We start from the raw sequence: 18,334 nt of genomic DNA on the forward strand, positions 1-18,334 counted from the left end.
CGCACCCGCGGGCAGGAGGGCGCCGTGCGCGGCACATCAAGCGTCATGTGCGGCAAAGGACAGCCTGCTCAAGCCGCCGCGGCGCCGTTGCCGGGCACCACGCAGCGCGTGCCCGGCGGCAGCGGCAAGGCTTGCAGGAACTGCTGCGCCGGCTGGCGCCGGCCGCCCGGCTTCTGCAGCTCGGTGACCTGCAGCGCGCTGCCCTCGCCGCATGCGATCAGGATGCCGGCGGCATCGGCCGCCAGCACCGTGCCGGGCGGATGCGGCAGGCTGCTGGCCGCCGCCAGCGGCAACGCCTGCCAGCACTTGATCACGGTGTCACCCACCTGCACGGTGGCGCCCGGGAACGGGTTGAAGGCGCGCACCTGGTTGGCCAGTTCGGCGGCCGGGCGGCGCAGATCCAGCGGCGCTTCGTCCTTGGCGATCTTCTCGGCGTAGGTGACGCCTTGCTCGGGTTGCGGCGTGGCAGGCAGCGGCCGGCCGGCATCCAGTTGCCGCAGCGCGTCGACGATCATGCGCGCGCCGAGCGCGGCCAGCGTGTCGTGCAGCGTGCCGGTGGTGTCGTCCGCGCCAATAGGCACCGCCTCGCGCGTGAGCATGTCGCCGGTATCCAGGCCCTCGTCCATCTGCATCAGCGTGATGCCGGTCTCGGCGTCGCCCGCCTCGATGGCACGGTGGATCGGCGCCGCGCCGCGCCAGCGCGGCAGCAGCGAGCCATGGATATTCAGGCAGCCCAGCCGCGGCAGCGTCAGCACCTCGGCCGGCAGGATCAGGCCATAGGCAGCCACCACCATCACATCGGGGGCGATGCCGGCGAGCGTTTCGATGGCAGCGGCGGCCTCTTCCGGATACTTGCCCTGGCGGCGCAGCGAACGCGGCTGCAGCACCGGCGCCAGGCCATTGGCGACGGCGAACTGCTTCACCGGGCTGGCCTGCATCTGCATGCCGCGGCCGGCGGGCCGATCGGGCTGGGTCAGCACGGCGACCACCGGAAAGCCGGCGGCATGGATGGCTTCCAGCGCGACGCGCGCAAACTCGGGCGTGCCGGCAAAGGCGACACGCAAGGGGCTGGCTTGGGACATGGCAGGTTTCCGTGGCCTGAAATGGCACCGGCCGCTATAGCGGCCGGTATCGTGGTTCTTCGGAAGTCATAAAGATAACAGACCCCGCGCCGGTGCCGTATGCGGGTGGCCGGATTCCGGCGCGCTGTTACATCTTTATTGCCGCATCGGCGGCTTACATGCGGGTGCGTTCGCGCTTCTGCAGCTTGCTCTTGATGCGGTTGAGCTTCAGCGGCGACAGGTACTCGACGAAGACCTTGCCGCGCAGGTGATCGATCTCGTGCTGGATGCAGACCGCCAGCAGGTCGTCGGCGTCGAGCTCGAAGCTCTCGCCCTTCTCGTTGAGCGCGCGCACGCGCACGCGGTCGGGGCGCTCGACCCGGTCGTAGACCTCGGGCACCGACAGGCAGCCCTCTTCCCACACCTTGCGGTTGTCGCTGGCCCAGACGATCTCCGGGTTGATGAAGACCTGGAGCTGGTCGCGCGTTTCCGAGACGTCGATCACCACCACCTGCTCGTGCACGTTGACCTGGGTCGCGGCCAGGCCGATGCCGGGCGCTTCGTACATGGTTTCCGCCATGTCCTTGACCAGCTGGCGGATGCGGTCGTCCACCGCGGCCACGGGTTTGGCGACGGTGTGCAGGCGGGGATCGGGGTAGGTCAGGATGTCGAGTTTTGCCATGATGCTGGGGCGCAACGCCGGCTGCTGCCGGCAACCGGGCCGCGTTGCGGCGGCGGATGTTTACATGCAGAATCGGGGCGCAAGTACAAAAATTCAAGGCGCGCCGCAACAGGCACGCTCTCCCGGGTCAATCCGGCCGAACCACCGGCCGGTCAGGAAAATGCGCGATCTTACCAAAGAACACCAGGCGGCGTCGGGCCGCAGGCTGCACGCGTTCATCCCCAGATTTCTTGCCTGTCCACTATTGAGTGCCGCGGCCTTCACCGCCGCGGCGGCGCTGCCGGCGCTGGCGGCTGACCTGACGGTCACGCCGGCCCAGCAGGCCGAAGCCCAGCGCACCGCCCGGCACGGCATTCCGGTGGCCGATCTTGCCGCCAACGCGCCATCGCAATATACGGTGCGCGCCGGCGACACGCTGTGGGGCATCTCCGGCCGCTTCCTGCGCCAGCCATGGCGCTGGCCCGAGCTGTGGGGCATGAACCGGCAGCAGATCCGCAATCCGCACCTGATCTATCCGGGCCAGATCCTGTATCTGATCCAGCGCGACGGGCGTGCCTGGCTGTCGACAACGCCGGGCGGCGGCGACACCGTCCGCCTGTCGCCGCAGATGCGCAGCGGCGCCGCCGACGGCGCCGCCATCCTGAGCATCCCGGCCGCCGATATCGAACCCTTCCTGATCCGGCCGCTGGTGGTAGACCAGGGCACGCTGGACACCTCGGCCCGCATCGTGGCGGTGTCGGAATCGCGCGTGATCCTGGGCCGCGACGACACCGGCTATGCGCGGGGCATCCCCGCGGATGCGCCGCAGGGCAGCGATTGGCAGGCCTACCGCCCGCTCACCCCGGTGCGCGATCCGGTGACCCAGGCCGTGCTCGGCTACGAGGCCGAATATGAAGGCAATGTGCGCCTGGCGCGCGGCGCGCAGGGCCCGGACGCGGTCTCGACCCTGCAGGTCACGCAGGCCAGGCAAGAGATGGGCGTCGGCACGCTGCTGATGCCGCAGCCCGCGCGCGAAGCCTTGCGCTACGTGCCGCACGCGCCCGATGCGCAGCTCGACGGCCGCGTCGCCAAGGTCTACGGCGGGGTCGAGTTCGGTGGCGCCCGGCAGGTCGTGGTGCTCAACCTCGGCAGCCAGGCCGGGGTGGAACCGGGCCACGTGCTGGCCCTGTCGCGCACCGGAGAAACCGTGACCGACAAGACCGACAGCAACCGCGCCATCCGGCTGCCGGACGAGCGCTATGGGCTGGCCTTTGTCTTCCGTGTGTTTCCCGGCGTCTCGTATGCGCTGGTGACCGACGCTTCCAACGTGATCGCGGTCGGCGACCGCGCCACCTCGCCGCGCTGAGCCGTTCTTGGTGACATCTCCGGCGGCGCCTGTCGGCGCCGCATTCCCTTGCCATGCGGGCGCCGGCGCGACAGCCGCGATCCGCGATGCCGACGACCTGAAGGCCTGGCTGCAGCTGGCCTGTGCCCCCGGCGTCGGCCCGGTCGCGGTGCGCATGCTGCTGGCGGCGTTCGGCCTGCCCCGCCAGGTGTTGGCGCAGAGTGTGACGGCGCTGTCGGCCGTGGTCCCGGCCAAGCTGGCGCGCGCGGTGCTGGCCACGCCGGGGGCCGGGCTGCCGGCGCTGGTGGAGCGCACGCTGGCGTGGCTCGGCACGCCCGGCAACCACCTGCTGACGCTGGCCGACGATGCCTACCCGCGCCGCCTGTTCGACCTGCACGATCCGCCGCCGCTGCTATATATCAAAGGCGATCCCGCGCTGCTTGCCCGCCCCGCGGTCGCCATCGTAGGCGCGCGCAATGCCACCGAGCAGGGCAAGCGCGATGCGCAGGCGTTCGGCCGCGAGCTGTCCGAGGCGGGCCTGACGGTAATCTCCGGCCTGGCGCTGGGGATAGACGCCGCTGCCCATGCCGGCGGCCTGCCTGGCTGTGGCGGCACCATCGCGGTCACAGGGACAGGCGCCGACCGCGTCTATCCCGCGGACAACCTGACCCTCGCCCATGAGATCGCCCAGCGCGGCGCCGTGGTTACCGAATTCCCGCTCGGCATGCAGGGCCTGCCGACCAACTTTCCGCGCCGCAACCGCATCATCGCGGCGCTGGCGCACGGGGTGCTGGTGGTGGAGGCCGCGGCGCGCTCGGGCTCGCTGATCACCGCACGGCTGGCCGCGGAGCTCGGGCGCGAGGTGTTCGCGGTGCCGGGATCGATCCACGCGCCGCTGTCGCAGGGTTGCCACCTGCTGATCCGCCAGGGCGCCAAGCTGGTGGAGCGCACGGAGGACGTGCTCGAGGAAATCAACCTGGGGCCGACCGCCCCGGTGCTCTGCCAGCCGCCAGCGCAGGCTGTGGCTTCGCCGCCGGCTTCGGACCAGTCTGAATTTGCCGATTCCGCCGACCCCCTGCTGGCCGCCCTCGGCTACGATCCGGTTACGCTGGATGCGCTGTGCGAGCGCAGCGGCCAGCCACCTGAAGCCGCCGCGGCACGCCTGCTGGAGTTGGAACTGGCCGGGCATGCCGAGCGTCTACCGGGAAACCTGTTCCGGCGCCTTGCGTGACGGCCGCGCCTGGGCGGCGCGCGCAATACCGATACAATCGCCGGCTGTCCGTGTGTCGCGGGCACCTCATGTTTCCGATGCCATGACCGTTTACTTTCCTGAACGTGACGCCGGCGCCATCGCCGACTGCCTGGCGGCGCGGCCGCAGGGCCGCCTGGTCGCGTGCCTGTGCGCGCAGTGGTGCGGTACGTGCCGGGATTACCTGGTGGCGCTGACGGCGCTGGCCGCGCGCCATCCGGACGATTGCTTTGTCTGGATCGATATCGAAACCCATGCGGATGCGCTCGGCGATATCGATATCGAGAATTTCCCGACGGTGCTGGTGCAGCGGGCAGCGGGTGGCACGCCGCAGTTTTATGGCACCCTGCTGCCGCATATCGAGGTGCTCGAACGCATGCTCACGCGTGGCGCGGCCATGCCGGCGCCAGCGGAAGACGTGCCGGAGGTGCTGGACTGGTTGCTTGCTGGGGGGCGCGGCGGCGCCTAGGCGGCGCGTACGATGGCAGGCGAGCCGCCATGAGGCTGGCTTGCACCGCCGTCGAAACCGCGCTTATTATTGGCGCCTCATAGCCCCCCGGCGTTCTGATTACTACGTTTGCAGTGCAATTAGCGGGTTGCCGGATGCAGCTCGCAAGGACCCTTCCCATGTCAAAAGCCCTCATCATCGCGGAAAAGCCGTCGGTCGCGGCGGATATCGCCCGTGCCCTCGGGGGGTTTACCAAGCACGACGAGTATTTCGAGAGCGACGACTACGTGCTGTCCTCCGCCGTCGGCCACCTGGTCGAGATCGCCGCGCCGGACGAATACGAGGTCAAGCGCGGCAAGTGGAGCTTCGCCAACCTGCCGGTGATTCCGCCGCACTTCGACCTGCGCCCGATCCCCAAGACCGAGTCGCGCCTGAAGGTGCTGAACCGGCTGATCAAGCGCAAGGACGTGACCGCGCTGATCAACGCCTGCGACGCGGGGCGCGAAGGAGAACTGATCTTTCGCCTGATCGCGCAGCAGGCCAAGGCCAAACAGCCGGTGCGCCGGCTGTGGCTGCAATCGATGACGCAACAGGCGATCCGCGACGGCTTTGCCGCCCTGCGCGAAGATGAAGACATGCTGCCGCTGGCCGATGCGGCGCGCTGCCGCTCCGAGGCCGACTGGCTGGTCGGCATCAACGGCACGCGTGCCATGACCGCGTTCAACAGCAAGGGCGGCGGCTTCTTCCTGACCACCGTGGGCCGCGTGCAGACGCCGACGCTGTCGATCGTGGTGGAGCGCGAAGAGAAGATCAAGCACTTCGTGCCGCGCGACTACTGGGAAGTGCGCGCCGAGTTCATCGCTGCCGCCGGCCTGTATGAAGGCCGCTGGTTCGACCCCAAGTTCAAGAAGAACGAGTTCGACCCCGAGGCGCGCGATTCGCGGCTGTGGAGCGAGGCCGAGGCCAAGAGCATCGTTGCCGCGTGCCGCGACAAGCCCGGCACCGTCACCGAGGAATCCAAGCCGTCGACGCAGCAGTCGCCGGCGCTGTTCGACCTGACCACGCTGCAGCGCGAGGCCAACTCGCGCTTCGGCTTCTCGGCCAAGAACACGCTCGGCCTGGCGCAGGCCCTGTATGAAAAGCACAAGGTTCTGACCTACCCGCGTACCGACGCGCGTGCGCTGCCCGAGGACTACCTGGACACGGTCAAGCAGACCATGGACATGCTCGCCGACAGCTCGCCCAACTACCTGCCGCACGCCAAGAAGATCCTGGCGCAGGGCTGGGTCAAGCCGAACAAGCGGATCTTCGACAACAGCAAGATCAGCGACCACTTCGCCATCATCCCGACGCTGCAGGCGCCCAAGAACCTGTCGGAGCCGGAGCAGAAGCTGTACGACCTGGTGGTGCGCCGCTTCCTGGCGGTGTTCTTCCCGGCGGCCGAGTTCCAGGTCACCACGCGCATTACCGAAGTCGCCGGCCACCACTTCAAGACCGAAGGCAAGGTGCTGGTCAACCCGGGCTGGCTGGTGATCTACGGCCGTGAAGCGCAAGGCGACAAAGATGCCGCCAACCTGGTGCCGGTGGCCAAGGATGAAAAGGTCAAGACCGACAAGGTCGAGGGCGTTGGCCTGACTACCAAGCCGCCCGCGCGCTACAACGAAGCCACGCTGCTGTCGGCGATGGAAGGCGCCGGCAAGCTGGTCGACGACGACGCGCTGCGCGAAGCCATGGCCGGCAAGGGCCTGGGCACGCCGGCGACGCGCGCGGCGATCATCGAAGGGCTGCTGACCGAGAAATACCTGGTGCGCGAAGGCCGCGAGCTGATCCCCACCGCCAAGGCGTTCCAGCTGATGACGCTGCTGCGCGGCCTGGGCGTGCAGGAACTGACCCAGGCGGAACTGACCGGCGAGTGGGAGCACAAGCTGTCGCAGATCGAGCGCGGCCGCCTCAAGCGCGACGAATTCATGCGCGAGATCGCGCAGATGACGCAGCAGATCGTCAAGCGCGCCAAGGAATACGACAGCGACACCATCCCCGGGGACTACGCCACGCTGGACACGCCGTGCCCGCAGTGCGGCGGCCAGGTCAAGGAGAACTACCGCCGCTTTGCCTGCACCGCCTGCGAATTCTCGATCAGCAAGATTCCGGGTGGCCGCCAGTTCGAGATCGAGGAAGTCGAAGAGCTGCTGCTGAAGAAGGAGATCGGTCCGCTGCAGGGTTTCCGCAGCAAGATGGGCCGCCCGTTCGCCGCCATCCTCAAGCTGGGCAAGGACGACGAGGGCCATTACAAGATGGAGTTCGACTTCGGCCAGAACGACGACGACAACGACGGCGAGCCGGTCGACTTCAGCGGCCAGCAGCCGGTAGGAACGTGCCCGAAGTGCGGCGGCTCGGTGTTCGAGCACGGCATGAAGTACGTCTGCGAGAACAGCACCACCAGCCCGAAGAGCTGCGACTTCACCACCGGCAAGATCATCCTGCAGCAGGAGATCAGCCGCGAGCAGATCGGCAAGCTGCTCAACGAAGGCAAGACCGACCTGCTGACCGGCTTCAAGTCGTCGCGCACCGGCCGCAACTTCAAGGCCTTCCTGGTCAAGCAGCCGGACGGCAAGATTGGCTTCGAATTCGAGGTGCGCGAGCCCAAGGCGGGCGCCAAGACCGCTGCCAAGGCCCCGGCCAAGGCGGCATCGCGCGGCACGGCCGAAGCTGAAGCGGCGCCGGCAACCAAAACCGCCGCCAAGACCGCGACCAAGACCGCCGCCAAGGCGCCGGCGAAAAAGGCCGCGGCCAAGAAGGCACCCGCCAAGACTGCGGCGGCAAAGAAGACGCGTGCGGCAGCGGCCGGCGAGTAAGCGCGATCGCCCCATGCAAAACGCCCGGCATTGCCGGGCGCTTTGCTTTCCGCGGGACGCAAGCCGTGCGCTGGTTCAGGTACGCAAGGCGTGGGTGCCCAGGCTGACGGCGGGCTGTTCTTCCTTGCCTCGCATCTGCCCTTCTTCCAGCAGGAAGTCGATAAAGGCGCGCACCTTGGTCGGCAGGAACTTGCGGCTGGGATAGACCACGCTGACATCGCGCCGCGGCAGCTGGTACTGCGGCAGGACGTGCACCAGCCGGCCCGATTCGATGTTGGGCCGCGCCAGGTAGGACGACAGCATGGCCACGCCCATGTCGGCCAGCGCGGCCTGGTGCGCCAGCTCGGCGTTGCTGCACAGCAGCCCCGGGCGGATCGGCACGGTCACCTCGCCTTCGGGCCCGAGCAGCGTCCATTCGTGCTCGGCGCTGGGCAGGCGCATGGCGATGCAGCGATGGTGGCTGAGCTCATGGGCATGGCGGATCGGCGCATGCGCGGCGACATAGCCGGGCGAAGCGCACAGGATCACCTCGGCCGACAGCAGCGGGCGCGCCACCAGGTGCGAGCCCAGCCCCAGGTCCGACAGCATCACCGCCACGTCGCGGCCTTCCTCGACGATATCGACATTGCGGTCCGACAGGATCACGTCGAACACCACGTCAGGGTAAAGCTGCTGGAAGCGTGACAGCAGCTCGGGCAGCAGGTGCAGGCCGAACATCACCGGCGTCACCAGGCGGAGCGTGCCGGACAGCGACTGGCTGCGGGCCGTGACCACGCTTTCCGCTTCCTCCACGTCTTCCAGGATCTGCTGGCAGCGCTGCAGGTAGGTCTCGCCGGCATCGGTCAGTGACAGGCTGCGCGTGGTCCGGTTGAGCAGGCGCGTGCCGAGGTGGCTTTCCAGGTCGGCCACGTAGCGCGTGACCACCGCGTTGGACATTTCCAACTGCTGCGCTGCACGCGCGAAGCTGCCGAGCTCCACCACTTTGGAAAACACACGCATCGACTGCAGGCGATCCATGACATAGTCTCCCGTTTCTTTGCTGAATTCTTACGCAATCAGCTTATTTTATTGTCCGAAACAAAATTAATCATTGTGGATCCTGATATTTATTGATATGAGGGAAATGCCTAATATCTAGCCATCGGATGCCGCAATGCAACATGCCCTTCTCCTGAAGGTGCCGGATCAGGCATCCACGCTATAGGAAAGGCCTGAATCATGAAAACCAACCGTTACGCCCTCATCGCTGTCGCCACCGTCGCTGCTGCCCTCTCGGCCGCGCCCGCCTTTGCCAAGAACGGCAAGTTCGACGTCTACACCGACGGCGCCAAGGTAGCGAGCTTCGATGTCTATGCCGACGGCGCCCGGGCCGGCAAGTTCGACCCGTACACGGACGGTGCCAAGGCCGGCAAGTTCGACGCCTTCACCGACGGCGCCCGCACCGGCAAGTTCGACACCTTCTCGGAAGGCGCGAAGTACGACACCACGACCGATCGTGCGCCGCTCTGAGCCGGCACGGTCCACCGCTTGAACCTGGTCTCCACAGGTCTTTAGGAGAGCGCCCCGCGTCTCTCCCGCTTTATCGGAGAAGAAGCCCGCACCGGCCCCGGTGCGGGCTTCTTTGTTTCTGGCGCCGGCAGATCCGGCCCGGACTGTGGTCGATTATGCCAGACGCCGCAACGCAACAAGGTCTGGTGAATACCCCGGCGGTGGCGGCGCCAAAAGAAAAACGGGCCATGACGGCCCGTTTTTGCTGACCCCGCTGCGACTTAATCGTCGTAGTGGTGGCGATGATGGTGCTTGTGCTTCTTGCGCTTGTAATGGCTCTTGTTGTAGTAGCGGCGATCGTCGTCGTACGAGTTGTTGCGCGAGATATTGCCGCCCAGCGCCGCGCCCGCGCCGCCACCCAGGCCGGCGCCGATCAGGCCGCCGGTGCGCCCGCCCATGGCGTTGCCAGCCGCGGTGCCGGCACCACCGCCCAGCGCGCCGCCGATGATGGCGCCGGTGCGCTCGCGGCGGTTGGACGTGACCGCGCCGCCGGCGCCGCCGCCGACCGCACCGCCGATGACGGCGCCGGTGCTGCCGCCCAGCGCGCCGCCGACCGCGGCACCGGCGACACCGCCGAGCGCGCCGCCGAGGGCATTGTTCATGTCGCCCGCGACGGCCGGCAGCGCGCAGGCCGCCAGGGCAAGGGCAACGGTCAGGTTGCGAACGGGATGGCGAGTCATATGTTTTTTTCCTCGAATTGCCATGATGTGTCGCAAGTGTAGATAAGGTGCCGCAGCCTTGCTGTAACCACCTGTAAAGCCCTGTAACCCCCTGCAGAAACGGTATCAGGCCATTACAAAGGCGCGGTGAAAATACAACACTTAATAAAAAGACAGGCGACCATGTGATCGCCTGTCTGCATTGTCTGCCGCCGAGCCAGGTTCGGCGGCGATGCTCAGCATGCCCTTAGCAGCACTTGCCCTGCCCGCCGCCGTAGCGCGCTTCCTGGCGCTCGCGGAAAAACTCCTCGTAGCTCATCGGCGCACGGTCAGGATGCGTGCTTTCCATATGCGCCACATAGGTCTGGTAGTCGGGCAGGCCAACCATCAGCCGCAGCGACTGCCCGAGGTACCGGCCCATGGTGCCAAGTTGTTCCAGCATGGCGGCTCCTTGTCGATGTGGATCAGGACTGGGCCGAAGCGGCGCCTGGCAGCGGCTCGAACGGCGTTTCCTTGTCGGTCGGCCGGTTCACGGCGCGCGCCTGCATCGCGGTTTTTAAGCCGTAGCACACGATCGACAGCACCACCACCATGAACAGCGCGCACAGGCCGGCGTCAAGGTAGTCGTTGAAGACGATGCGGTGCATCTGCTCCATCGACTTGGCCGGCGCCAGCACCTTGCCTTCGGCGATGGCGGCGCTGAACTTGGACGCGTGGGTCAGGAAGCTGACCTTAGGGTCGGCATGGAACAGCTTCTGCCAGCCGGCGGTCAGCGTGCAGATCAGCAGCCAGACCGTCGGTACCAGCGTGACCCAGGCGTACTGGCCGCGCTTCATCTTGACCAGCACGCAGGTGCCCAGCACCAGCGCCACCGCGGCCAGCATCTGGTTGGAGATGCCGAACAGCGGCCACAGCGTGTTGATGCCGCCGAGCGGATCGACCACGCCCTGGTACAGGAAGTAGCCCCAGGCCGCAACCGTCAGCGCGGTCGCGATCAGGTTGGCCGGCAGCGAGTCGGTGCGCTTCATCGACGGCACGAAGCTGCCCAGCAGGTCCTGCAGCATGAATCGGCCGGCGCGGGTGCCCGCGTCGACGGCGGTCAGGATGAACAGTGCCTCGAACAGGATGGCGAAGTGGTACCAGAACGCCATCATGGCCTGGCCGCCGACCACCTGGTGCAGGATGTGGGCGATGCCCACGGCCAGCGTCGGTGCGCCGCCGGCGCGCGAAATGATGGTGTTTTCGCCGACGTCCTTGGCAGTCTGCACCAGCACGTCGGGCGTGATCACGAAGCCCCAGGTTGACACCGCCTGCGCCACCGCCTCGGGCGTGGTGCCGATCACGGCGGCCGGGCTGTTCATGGCGAAGTACACGCCGGGCTCGATCACCGCGGCGGCGACCAGCGCCATGATGGCGACGAAGGATTCGGCCAGCATCGCGCCGTAGCCAATGAAGCGCGCGTGGGTTTCGTTTTCGAGCAGCTTCGGCGTGGTGCCCGAAGAGATCAGCGCGTGAAAGCCCGACACCGCGCCGCAGGCGATGGTGATGAACAGGAACGGGAACAGGTTGCCTGACCACACCGGCCCGCCGCCTGCGGCGAACTGCGTGAAGGCCGGCATCTTCAGTTCCGGCGCGACGATCAGGATGCCCACCGCCAGCGCGATGATGGTGCCGATCTTCAGGAAGGTCGACAGGTAGTCGCGCGGGGCCAGCAGCAGCCACACCGGCAACACGGCGGCGACAAAGCCGTAGATGATCAGCATCCAGGTCAGCGCCTTGCCGTCGTAGGTGAACAGCGGCGCCAGGGTCGCGCTTTCATGTACGTACTGGCCGCCGATGATGGCCAGCATCAGCAGCACGAAGCCGATCACCGAGACCTCGCCGATACGGCCGGGGCGGATGTAGCGGGTATAGATGCCCATGAAGATGGCGATGGGGATGGTCACCGCCACGGTAAAGGTGCCCCACGGCGAGTCCGCCAGCGCCTTCACCACGATCAGCGCCAGCACCGCCAGGATGATGATCATGATCATGAAGCAGCCGAACAGCGCGATCATGCCCGGCACCGTGCCCATCTCGGACTTGACCAGGTCGCCCAGCGAGCGGCCGTCGCGGCGCGTCGAGATGAACAGCACCATGAAGTCCTGCACCGCGCCGGCGAACACCACGCCGGCCAGCAGCCACAGCATGCCGGGCATATAGCCCATCTGCGCGGCCAGCACCGGGCCCACCAGCGGGCCGGCGCCGGCAATCGCGGCGAAGTGGTGGCCGAACAGCACCGCCTTGTTGGTCGGCACGTAGTCCAGGCCATCGTTATGGCGCCACGCGGGCGTCATGCGCTTGGGATCGAGCTGCATCACCTTGTCGGCGATAAAGCGGCTGTAGTACCGATAGGCGATCAGGTAGATGCAGAGCGCGGCAACCACGATCCACAGCGCGCTGACGGCTTCGCCGCGCGCGAGCGCGACGGTGCCGAAGGCAAACGCGCCAAGGATGGCGACGGCCAGCCACACCAGGTGTTCTCCGATGCGATTCATAGTGAAGGGTCTCCTCAGACCGGGATTTGGAAAGCCTGCGGCGGCGAAGGACTGGCAACTGGCAACGGGCGGGTCGGCGTTGGGCGCGCCTGGGACGGGCAGCGAGGGCAATCCGGCGGTGAGGGGTCTCCTGGGCTGCTGGAATTGAGGTTGCTGCGCGCCCGGTTCGTGTCGTTTCCGGATCTCGTCTTGCAGGCAGGCGATGCACCAACCGGGTAGGCGGTGCACCAACTGCGTGGACCCGCGCCGCATGTTGGGGCGGCTTGCGCGTCCGGCGTGTAGTATTGACAGCCGCCAAACCCGGCACAAGCGCGTAACTACGCAGCACTTCTGCGTAGTACTACGCAAGTCGACGGTGGTATGCCGCCTGCGCGGCATCGGTGTTTACCCCCGCTCCCCCGGTCTTGTATGAAACTCCGCCAGAAAATCCTGTTGCTCGCCGTGGCGCCGCTTGCGGTGGCGATGCTCGGCATCGCGCTGGCGGTGCGCTTCCAGGCCACCCAGCTGGCGCAGCATGAACGCGCGCTGGTCGAGGCCGCCTACCTGCAGAGCAAGGAAACCGAGCTGCGCCACTACGTGGAACTCGCGCAGAGCGCGATCGCGCCGCTGGTGCGCTCCGGCCGCAACGACGCCGCCACGCGCCAGGCGGCGATGGAAGCACTGGCGCGGCTCGACTACGGCCCCGACGGCTACTTCTTTTTGTACGACCTGCAGGGCCGCAACCTGATGCATCCGCGCCAGCCGGAACTGGTCGGCCAGGACCTGTGGGCGCTGCGCGACCCGCAGGGCGCGCCCACCATCCAGCAGCTGATCGCCGCGGCCAGGGGCGGTGGCGGCGCGGTGCGCTACCAGTGGCGCAAGCCGTCGTCGCAGCAGCTCGCGCCCAAGCTCGGCTACGTGGTGGCGGTGCCCGAATGGGGCTGGATGCTCGGCACCGGCATCTACCTGGATGACGTCGAAAGCACGCTGCGCCAGCTCGACGCGCGCGCCGAGACCGATATCCGCGAAACCATGGCGTGGATCGGCGTGATCGCCGGCATCAGCATCCTGCTGGTGGCGGCCAGCGGCCTGGCGCTGAACATCAGCGAACACCGCGAGGCGGATGCCAAGCTGCGCCAGCTGGCGCAGCGCGTGGTGCAATCGCAGGAGGAAGAGCGCGCGCGGCTGTCGCGCGAGTTGCACGACGGCATCAGCCAGCTGCTGGTGTCGGTCAAGCTGGTGCTGGAAACAGCCGCCAACCGGCTGCGCCTGGCCCCGTCCGAAGGCGCGGCGGTGGCACCGGTGCTGGGCATGGCGCTGAACCGGCTCGACACCGTCTTCAATGAAGTGCGGCGCGTGGCGCGCAACCTGCGCCCGGCTCTTCTCGATGACCTGGGTCTGTTCGCCGCGCTCCAGCACCTGGCGCGCGAGATGCAGGGCGGCAGCGGCCTCAAGATCGTGGTGACGCAGAGCGGCACCCCGCGCGAACTACCCGACGAGCAGGCCACGGCGCTGTTCCGCATTGCGCAGGAGGCGCTGACCAACGTGGAGCGCCACGCCGGAGCCCGGCTCGTGAGCGTGTCGCTCGGCTTCGATGCCGATGCCACGCGGCTGGCCGTGCGCGACGACGGCCACGGCTTCGACGTCGCGCGCATGCAGGCCGACCCGCAGCGCGGCATCGGCCTGCGCAACCTGCGCGAGCGCATCGCCGCGCTGTGCGGGCAGTTCGATATCCTTTCCGGCCCGGGCGGCACCCAGATCATCGCCTCGCTGCCGCTGGCCAGACCCGCGGCCGCCGCGCGCGATGCCATTACCGCAGGACCCTCGCAGTCATGATCCAGTTTCTTGCCGAAGATCGCGAAGACAACGAAGCGCCCGCGCGCGTGCTGCTGATCGACGACCACGCGCTGGTCCGCGACGGCATGCGCATGCACCTGGCGCTGCAGCCGGGGCTGCGCGTGGTGGGCGAAGCCGACGACGGCGAAGCCGCGCTGGCGTGGCTGGACCGCGCCGGCGCGGGCGACATGCCGGACCTGGTGATCACCGATATCGGCATGCGCGGCATGGGCGGCATTGCGCTGGCAGCGGCGCTGCACGACCGCTATCCCGAACTCGCGGTGCTGATCGTGTCGATGCACGACAACCTCGAATACGTGCGCCAGGCCGTGCGTGCCGGCGCGCGCGGCTATGTGCTCAAGGATGCCCCGGCCGACGAACTGATCGCGGCGATCCGCTCGGTGCTGGCCGGGCGCGTGTTCTACAGCGCCCGCATCGCGCGCGGCATCGCCGAGCAAAGCCCGGCGGCCGGCCCGCTCGATGCGCTCACGCCGCGCGAGCGCGATATCCTGCGCGGCATCGGCCGCGGCCTGGCCAACAAGGAGATCGCGGCGCAGCTGGGCGTGTCGGTGCGCACCGTCGAGACCCATCGGCTCAACCTGAAGCGCAAGCTGGGGATCGAGGGGCGGGCCGGGCTGGTGAAATATGCGGTGGAGACGCTGGGGGAAAGCGAAGGCGGATAAAAAAACGCCCGCCTTGGACAAGGCGGGCGTCGACGGCTCAGGGCCTTATGCGCTTAGCCGTCCAGCCGCTTGCCGAGGGCGGCGCGCGTTTGCGCCAGCGCCTGCGGCAGGTGGTGCTTCAGCTGCGTGAACAGCTCGTCATGCAGCGCCAGTTCCTTCTGCCAGGCATCGCGGTCGATCGAGGTGACCTGCTCGAACTGCGCCGGCGAGAATTCCAGGCCGTTCCAGTTCAGGTCCTGGTAGCGCGGCGAGGTGCCGAACACGTGCTCGGCGCCTTGCCCCTTGCCTTCCACGCGGTCGATCATCCACGACAGCACGCGCATGTTCTCGCCAAAGCCCGGCCACACGAAGTTGCCATCCGCGTCCTTGCGGAACCAGTTGACGCAGTAGATCTTCGGCAGCTTCGCGCCCGCGGCTTCGAGCTTGTTGCCCAGTTCGAGCCAGTGGCCGAAGTAGTCGCTCATGTTGTAGCCGCAGAACGGCAGCATGGCGAACGGGTCGCGGCGCACCACGCCCTGCTGGCCGGCCGCCGCGGCGGTGGTTTCCGAGCCCATGGTGGCGGCCATGTAGACGCCTTCGGTCCAGTTGCGCGCCTCGGTCACCAGCGGCACAGTGGTCGAGCGGCGGCCGCCGAAGATGAACGCATCGATGGGTACGCCGGCCGGGTTGTCCCAGTTGTCGTCGATCGACGGGCACTGCGACGCGGGCGCGGTGAAACGTGCGTTCGGGTGCGCGGCCTTAGCGCCGGTGGCCTTGGCAATCTCCGGAGTCCATTCCTTGCCCTGCCAGTCGATCAGGTGCGCGGGCGCTTCCTTGGTCATGCCTTCCCACCACACGTCGCCGTCGTCGGTCAGCGCCACGTTGGTGAAGATGACGTTTTCCTTGAGCGTCGCCATCGCGTTGTAGTTGGTCTTCTCGCTGGTGCCCGGCGCCACGCCGAAGTAGCCGGCTTCCGGGTTGATCGCGTACAGGCGGCCGTCCTGGCCCGGCTTGATCCAGGCGATGTCGTCGCCGATGGTGGTCACCTTCCAGCCCTCGAAGCCCTTGGGCGGGATCAGCATGGCGAAGTTGGTCTTGCCGCAGGCCGACGGGAAGGCGGCGGCGACATGGTATTTCTTGCCCTCGGGCGAGGTCACGCCGAGGATCAGCATATGTTCGGCGAGCCAGCCTTCGTCGCGGCCCATGGTCGAGGCGATCCGCAGCGCGAAGCACTTCTTGCCCAGCAGCGCATTGCCGCCGTAGCCCGAGCCGAACGACCAGATCTCGCGCGTTTCCGGGAAATGGACGATGTACTTGGTCGGATTGCACGGCCACGCCACGTCTTGCTCGCCGGCGGCGAGCGGCTTGCCCACGGTGTGCACGCACGGCACGAAGGCGCCGTCAGTGCCCAGCACCTCGTACACGGCCTTGCCCATGCGGGTCATGATGCGCATGTTGACGGCCACGTACGGCGAATCCGACAGTTCCACGCCGATATGGGCGATCGGCGAACCCAGCGGCCCCATCGAGAACGGCACCACATACAGGGTGCGGCCACGCATGCAGCCGTCGAACAGGCCGGCCAGGGTCTGGCGCATCTCGGCCGGCGGGGTCCAGTTGTTGGTCGGGCCGGCATCTTCCTGCTTCTCGGAACAGATGAAGGTACGGTCTTCGACGCGGGCCACGTCCGACGGGTCCGACAGGGCCAGGAAGGAGTTCTTGCGCTTGGCCGGGTTCAGCCGCTTCATGGTGCCGGCGGCGACCATCTGCTCGCACAGGCGGTCATATTCTTCCTGCGAGCCGTCGCACCAGTAGATATTGTCGGGCTTGGTCAGCGCGGCGATTTCCGCGACCCAGGCGATCAGCTTGGGGTGCTTGACCCAGGCCGGCGCATTGACGGCTGCCGTACCTTGCATCGTGGGGTGGTTCATACTGCAAACTCCAGGTTTGTAAAGGGAAGGAAGGGAAGGAATCCTTGCAAAGCCTGGCCGGCGCATGTCATGCATGCCGGGGGCGGAACCGTCACTGCCGCCGCGTTCCTGCAGTATTCCCGCAGGGGGACGCATCGGTAGCGTCACATCCCGTTACAACTCCGCGGCGGCCCGGTTTGCGCAAAAGGTCGCGGCGGTCACGGCGGCTGCGCTACAGTGGCGCTTCGCCCGCGCAGAGCGGCCTGCAAATGCCGGCCGGGCTTTGTCCGTGGCAGCCGCGTGACGGGAGCAACGCTCGACCGACAACCCGCGGCGGCACCGGAGCGGGCAAGGATACCACTGGCGCACCCCCCTGTTTTTTGCTTCGCAACAATTGCCGGCGTCGGCCGGCGCGGTATTTGACCGCGCGGCACCAGGGTCGCGGCGCGCCGGTGCAGGTTCGCAAACGTTTCACAACAATACTGTTGGCCGGCGCGCGCCTCGGTGGGCGCGCGCACCAACTGGCACAACGTCCCGAAGATAACCAGGGTTGCCGATGAAGATTGCCGTACTCGACGATTACCAGGATGCCGTGCGCAAGCTGCCTTGCTTCAGCCTGCTGGAGGGGCACGACGTCAAGGTGTTCAACAACACCGTCAAGGGCGTGGGCCAGCTCGCGGCGCGCCTGTCGGACGTGGAAGCTGTGGTGCTGATCCGCGAACGCACCCGCATCACGCGCCAACTGCTGGAAAAACTGCCAAAGCTGAAGCTGATCAGCCAGACCGGCCGGGTCGGCGCGGGGCCCGGCAGCCACATCGACCTGGATGCCGCCACTGACCGCGGCGTGGCGGTGCTGGAAGGCGTGGGCTCGCCGGTGGCGCCGGCCGAGCTGACCTGGGCCCTGATCATGGCCGCCCAGCGCCGCATTCCGCAGTACGTGGCCAGCCTGAAGCACGGCGCGTGGCAGCAGTCGGGGCTGAAATCGACCACGATGCCGCCCAATTTCGGCCTGGGCCAGGTGCTGCGCGGCCAGACCCTGGGGATCTGGGGCTATGGCAAGATCGGCCGGCTGCTGGCCGGCTACGGCCGCGCCTTCGGCATGAAGGTGCTGGTCTGGGGCCGCGAGGCGTCACAGCAAGCCGCGCGCGCCGATGGCCTGGACGTGGCGACATCCAAGGAACAACTGTTCGCCGACAGCGATGTGCTGTCGCTGCACCTGCGGCTGAACGACGACACCCGCGGCATCGTCAAGCAGGCCGACCTGACCGCGATGAAGCCGACCGCGCTGTTCGTCAACACCAGCCGCGCCGAACTGCTGGAAGAGAACGCCCTGGTCACCGCGCTGAACCGCGGCCGTCCGGGCATGGCGGCGATCGACGTCTTCGAGTCCGAGCCGATCCTGCAGGGCCACGCCCTGCTGCGCATGGAAAACTGCATCTGCACGCCGCACCTGGGCTACGTGGAACGCGACAGCTACGAGCTGTATTTCCGCACAGCATTCCAGAACATCCTGGACGTGCTGGACGGCAAGCATGACTGCATCGTCAACCCGAAGGCGCTGGCGCCCGTGCTGACGCGCTGAAG

The 18,334-nt window shown here is 67.5% G+C and carries 15 protein-coding genes; 8 read left to right on the forward strand and 7 right to left on the reverse strand.

The annotated features are described in order from the left end of the window. Positions 1 to 68: 68 nt before the first annotated feature. Together fmt and def are read right to left on the reverse strand one after the other, a co-directional pair. Positions 69 to 1,082, reverse strand: a complete 1,014-nt coding sequence (fmt, locus tag ACEI37_RS27175) for a methionyl-tRNA formyltransferase (RefSeq protein WP_373378863.1) — start codon at positions 1,080 to 1,082, stop codon at positions 69 to 71. 154 nt (positions 1,083 to 1,236) lie between these two features. Then, positions 1,237 to 1,743 carry a peptide deformylase gene (gene def, locus ACEI37_RS27180; RefSeq protein ID WP_018005004.1) on the reverse strand — a complete coding sequence of 169 codons (507 nt, stop codon included), beginning with the start codon at positions 1,741 to 1,743 and terminating at the stop codon, positions 1,237 to 1,239. Positions 1,744 to 1,903: 160 nt separating this feature from the next. Between def and ACEI37_RS27185 the strand changes: the two genes are divergently transcribed. The 4 genes from ACEI37_RS27185 to ACEI37_RS27200 all read left to right on the forward strand — a co-directional run bounded on the left by ACEI37_RS27185 (position 1,904) and on the right by ACEI37_RS27200 (position 7,619). After that, positions 1,904 to 3,088, forward strand: coding sequence for a LysM peptidoglycan-binding domain-containing protein (locus tag ACEI37_RS27185; protein ID WP_373378864.1), 1,185 nt, complete (start codon positions 1,904 to 1,906; stop codon positions 3,086 to 3,088). A 7-nt stretch (positions 3,089 to 3,095) separates the two neighbouring features. Then, the gene (gene dprA / locus ACEI37_RS27190) at positions 3,096 to 4,298 is read left to right on the forward strand and encodes a DNA-processing protein DprA (protein WP_373378865.1); all 1,203 of its coding nucleotides are present in this window, start codon (positions 3,096 to 3,098) and stop codon (positions 4,296 to 4,298) included. Positions 4,299 to 4,380: 82 nt separating this feature from the next. Further along, complete coding sequence (locus ACEI37_RS27195) at positions 4,381 to 4,785, forward strand: thioredoxin family protein (RefSeq protein ID WP_373380325.1); 405 nt, start codon at positions 4,381 to 4,383, stop codon at positions 4,783 to 4,785. 158 nt (positions 4,786 to 4,943) lie between these two features. Beyond that, the gene (locus ACEI37_RS27200; protein WP_373378866.1) at positions 4,944 to 7,619 is read left to right on the forward strand and encodes a DNA topoisomerase III; all 2,676 of its coding nucleotides are present in this window, start codon (positions 4,944 to 4,946) and stop codon (positions 7,617 to 7,619) included. Positions 7,620 to 7,694: 75 nt separating this feature from the next. On the opposite strand, the gene ACEI37_RS27205 is transcribed toward ACEI37_RS27200, so the two are convergent. Continuing rightward, positions 7,695 to 8,636 carry a LysR family transcriptional regulator gene (locus ACEI37_RS27205; RefSeq protein ID WP_373378867.1) on the reverse strand — a complete coding sequence of 314 codons (942 nt, stop codon included), beginning with the start codon at positions 8,634 to 8,636 and terminating at the stop codon, positions 7,695 to 7,697. A gap of 201 nt (positions 8,637 to 8,837) precedes the next feature. On the opposite strand from ACEI37_RS27205, the gene ACEI37_RS27210 reads away from it, so the two are divergent. Next, on the forward strand, positions 8,838 to 9,128 hold the full coding sequence (locus ACEI37_RS27210; RefSeq protein ID WP_116308347.1) for a hypothetical protein: 291 nt from the start codon (positions 8,838 to 8,840) through the stop codon (positions 9,126 to 9,128). Between the two features lie 260 nt (positions 9,129 to 9,388). Here the strand turns inward: ACEI37_RS27210 and ACEI37_RS27215 are convergent, their stop codons facing one another. The 3 genes from ACEI37_RS27215 to ACEI37_RS27225 form a co-directional block, all read right to left on the reverse strand. After that, entirely contained in the window at positions 9,389 to 9,847 is a 459-nt protein-coding gene (locus ACEI37_RS27215; protein ID WP_115678975.1) for a hypothetical protein, read from the reverse strand. 226 nt (positions 9,848 to 10,073) lie between these two features. Beyond that, the gene (locus ACEI37_RS27220; RefSeq protein WP_012354346.1) at positions 10,074 to 10,268 is read right to left on the reverse strand and encodes a YbdD/YjiX family protein; all 195 of its coding nucleotides are present in this window, start codon (positions 10,266 to 10,268) and stop codon (positions 10,074 to 10,076) included. A 22-nt stretch (positions 10,269 to 10,290) separates the two neighbouring features. Beyond that, entirely contained in the window at positions 10,291 to 12,363 is a 2,073-nt protein-coding gene (locus ACEI37_RS27225; protein ID WP_373378868.1) for a carbon starvation CstA family protein, read from the reverse strand. A 408-nt stretch (positions 12,364 to 12,771) separates the two neighbouring features. Between ACEI37_RS27225 and ACEI37_RS27230 the strand changes: the two genes are divergently transcribed. Both ACEI37_RS27230 and ACEI37_RS27235 read left to right on the forward strand, forming a co-directional pair. Then, entirely contained in the window at positions 12,772 to 14,178 is a 1,407-nt protein-coding gene (locus tag ACEI37_RS27230; RefSeq protein ID WP_373378869.1) for a cache domain-containing protein, read from the forward strand. After that, complete coding sequence (locus ACEI37_RS27235) at positions 14,175 to 14,861, forward strand: response regulator (protein ID WP_373378870.1); 687 nt, start codon at positions 14,175 to 14,177, stop codon at positions 14,859 to 14,861. Before ACEI37_RS27230 ends, ACEI37_RS27235 begins: the two co-directional genes overlap by 4 nt. Before the next feature lie 53 nt (positions 14,862 to 14,914). On the opposite strand, the gene ACEI37_RS27240 is transcribed toward ACEI37_RS27235, so the two are convergent. Beyond that, entirely contained in the window at positions 14,915 to 16,771 is a 1,857-nt protein-coding gene (locus ACEI37_RS27240; RefSeq protein ID WP_373378871.1) for a phosphoenolpyruvate carboxykinase (GTP), read from the reverse strand. Positions 16,772 to 17,306: 535 nt separating this feature from the next. Here ACEI37_RS27240 and ACEI37_RS27245 point away from each other — a divergent pair. Then, positions 17,307 to 18,332 (forward strand): D-2-hydroxyacid dehydrogenase family protein, encoded by a 1,026-nt coding sequence (locus ACEI37_RS27245; RefSeq protein WP_373378872.1) that lies wholly within the window; start codon positions 17,307 to 17,309, stop codon positions 18,330 to 18,332. The last annotated feature ends 2 nt before the right edge of the window (positions 18,333 to 18,334 follow it).

Origin of the sequence: Cupriavidus nantongensis (assembly GCF_041726985.1) — a bacterium.
In the GTDB taxonomy this organism is placed as follows: Bacteria; Pseudomonadota; Gammaproteobacteria; order Burkholderiales; family Burkholderiaceae; genus Cupriavidus; species Cupriavidus nantongensis_A.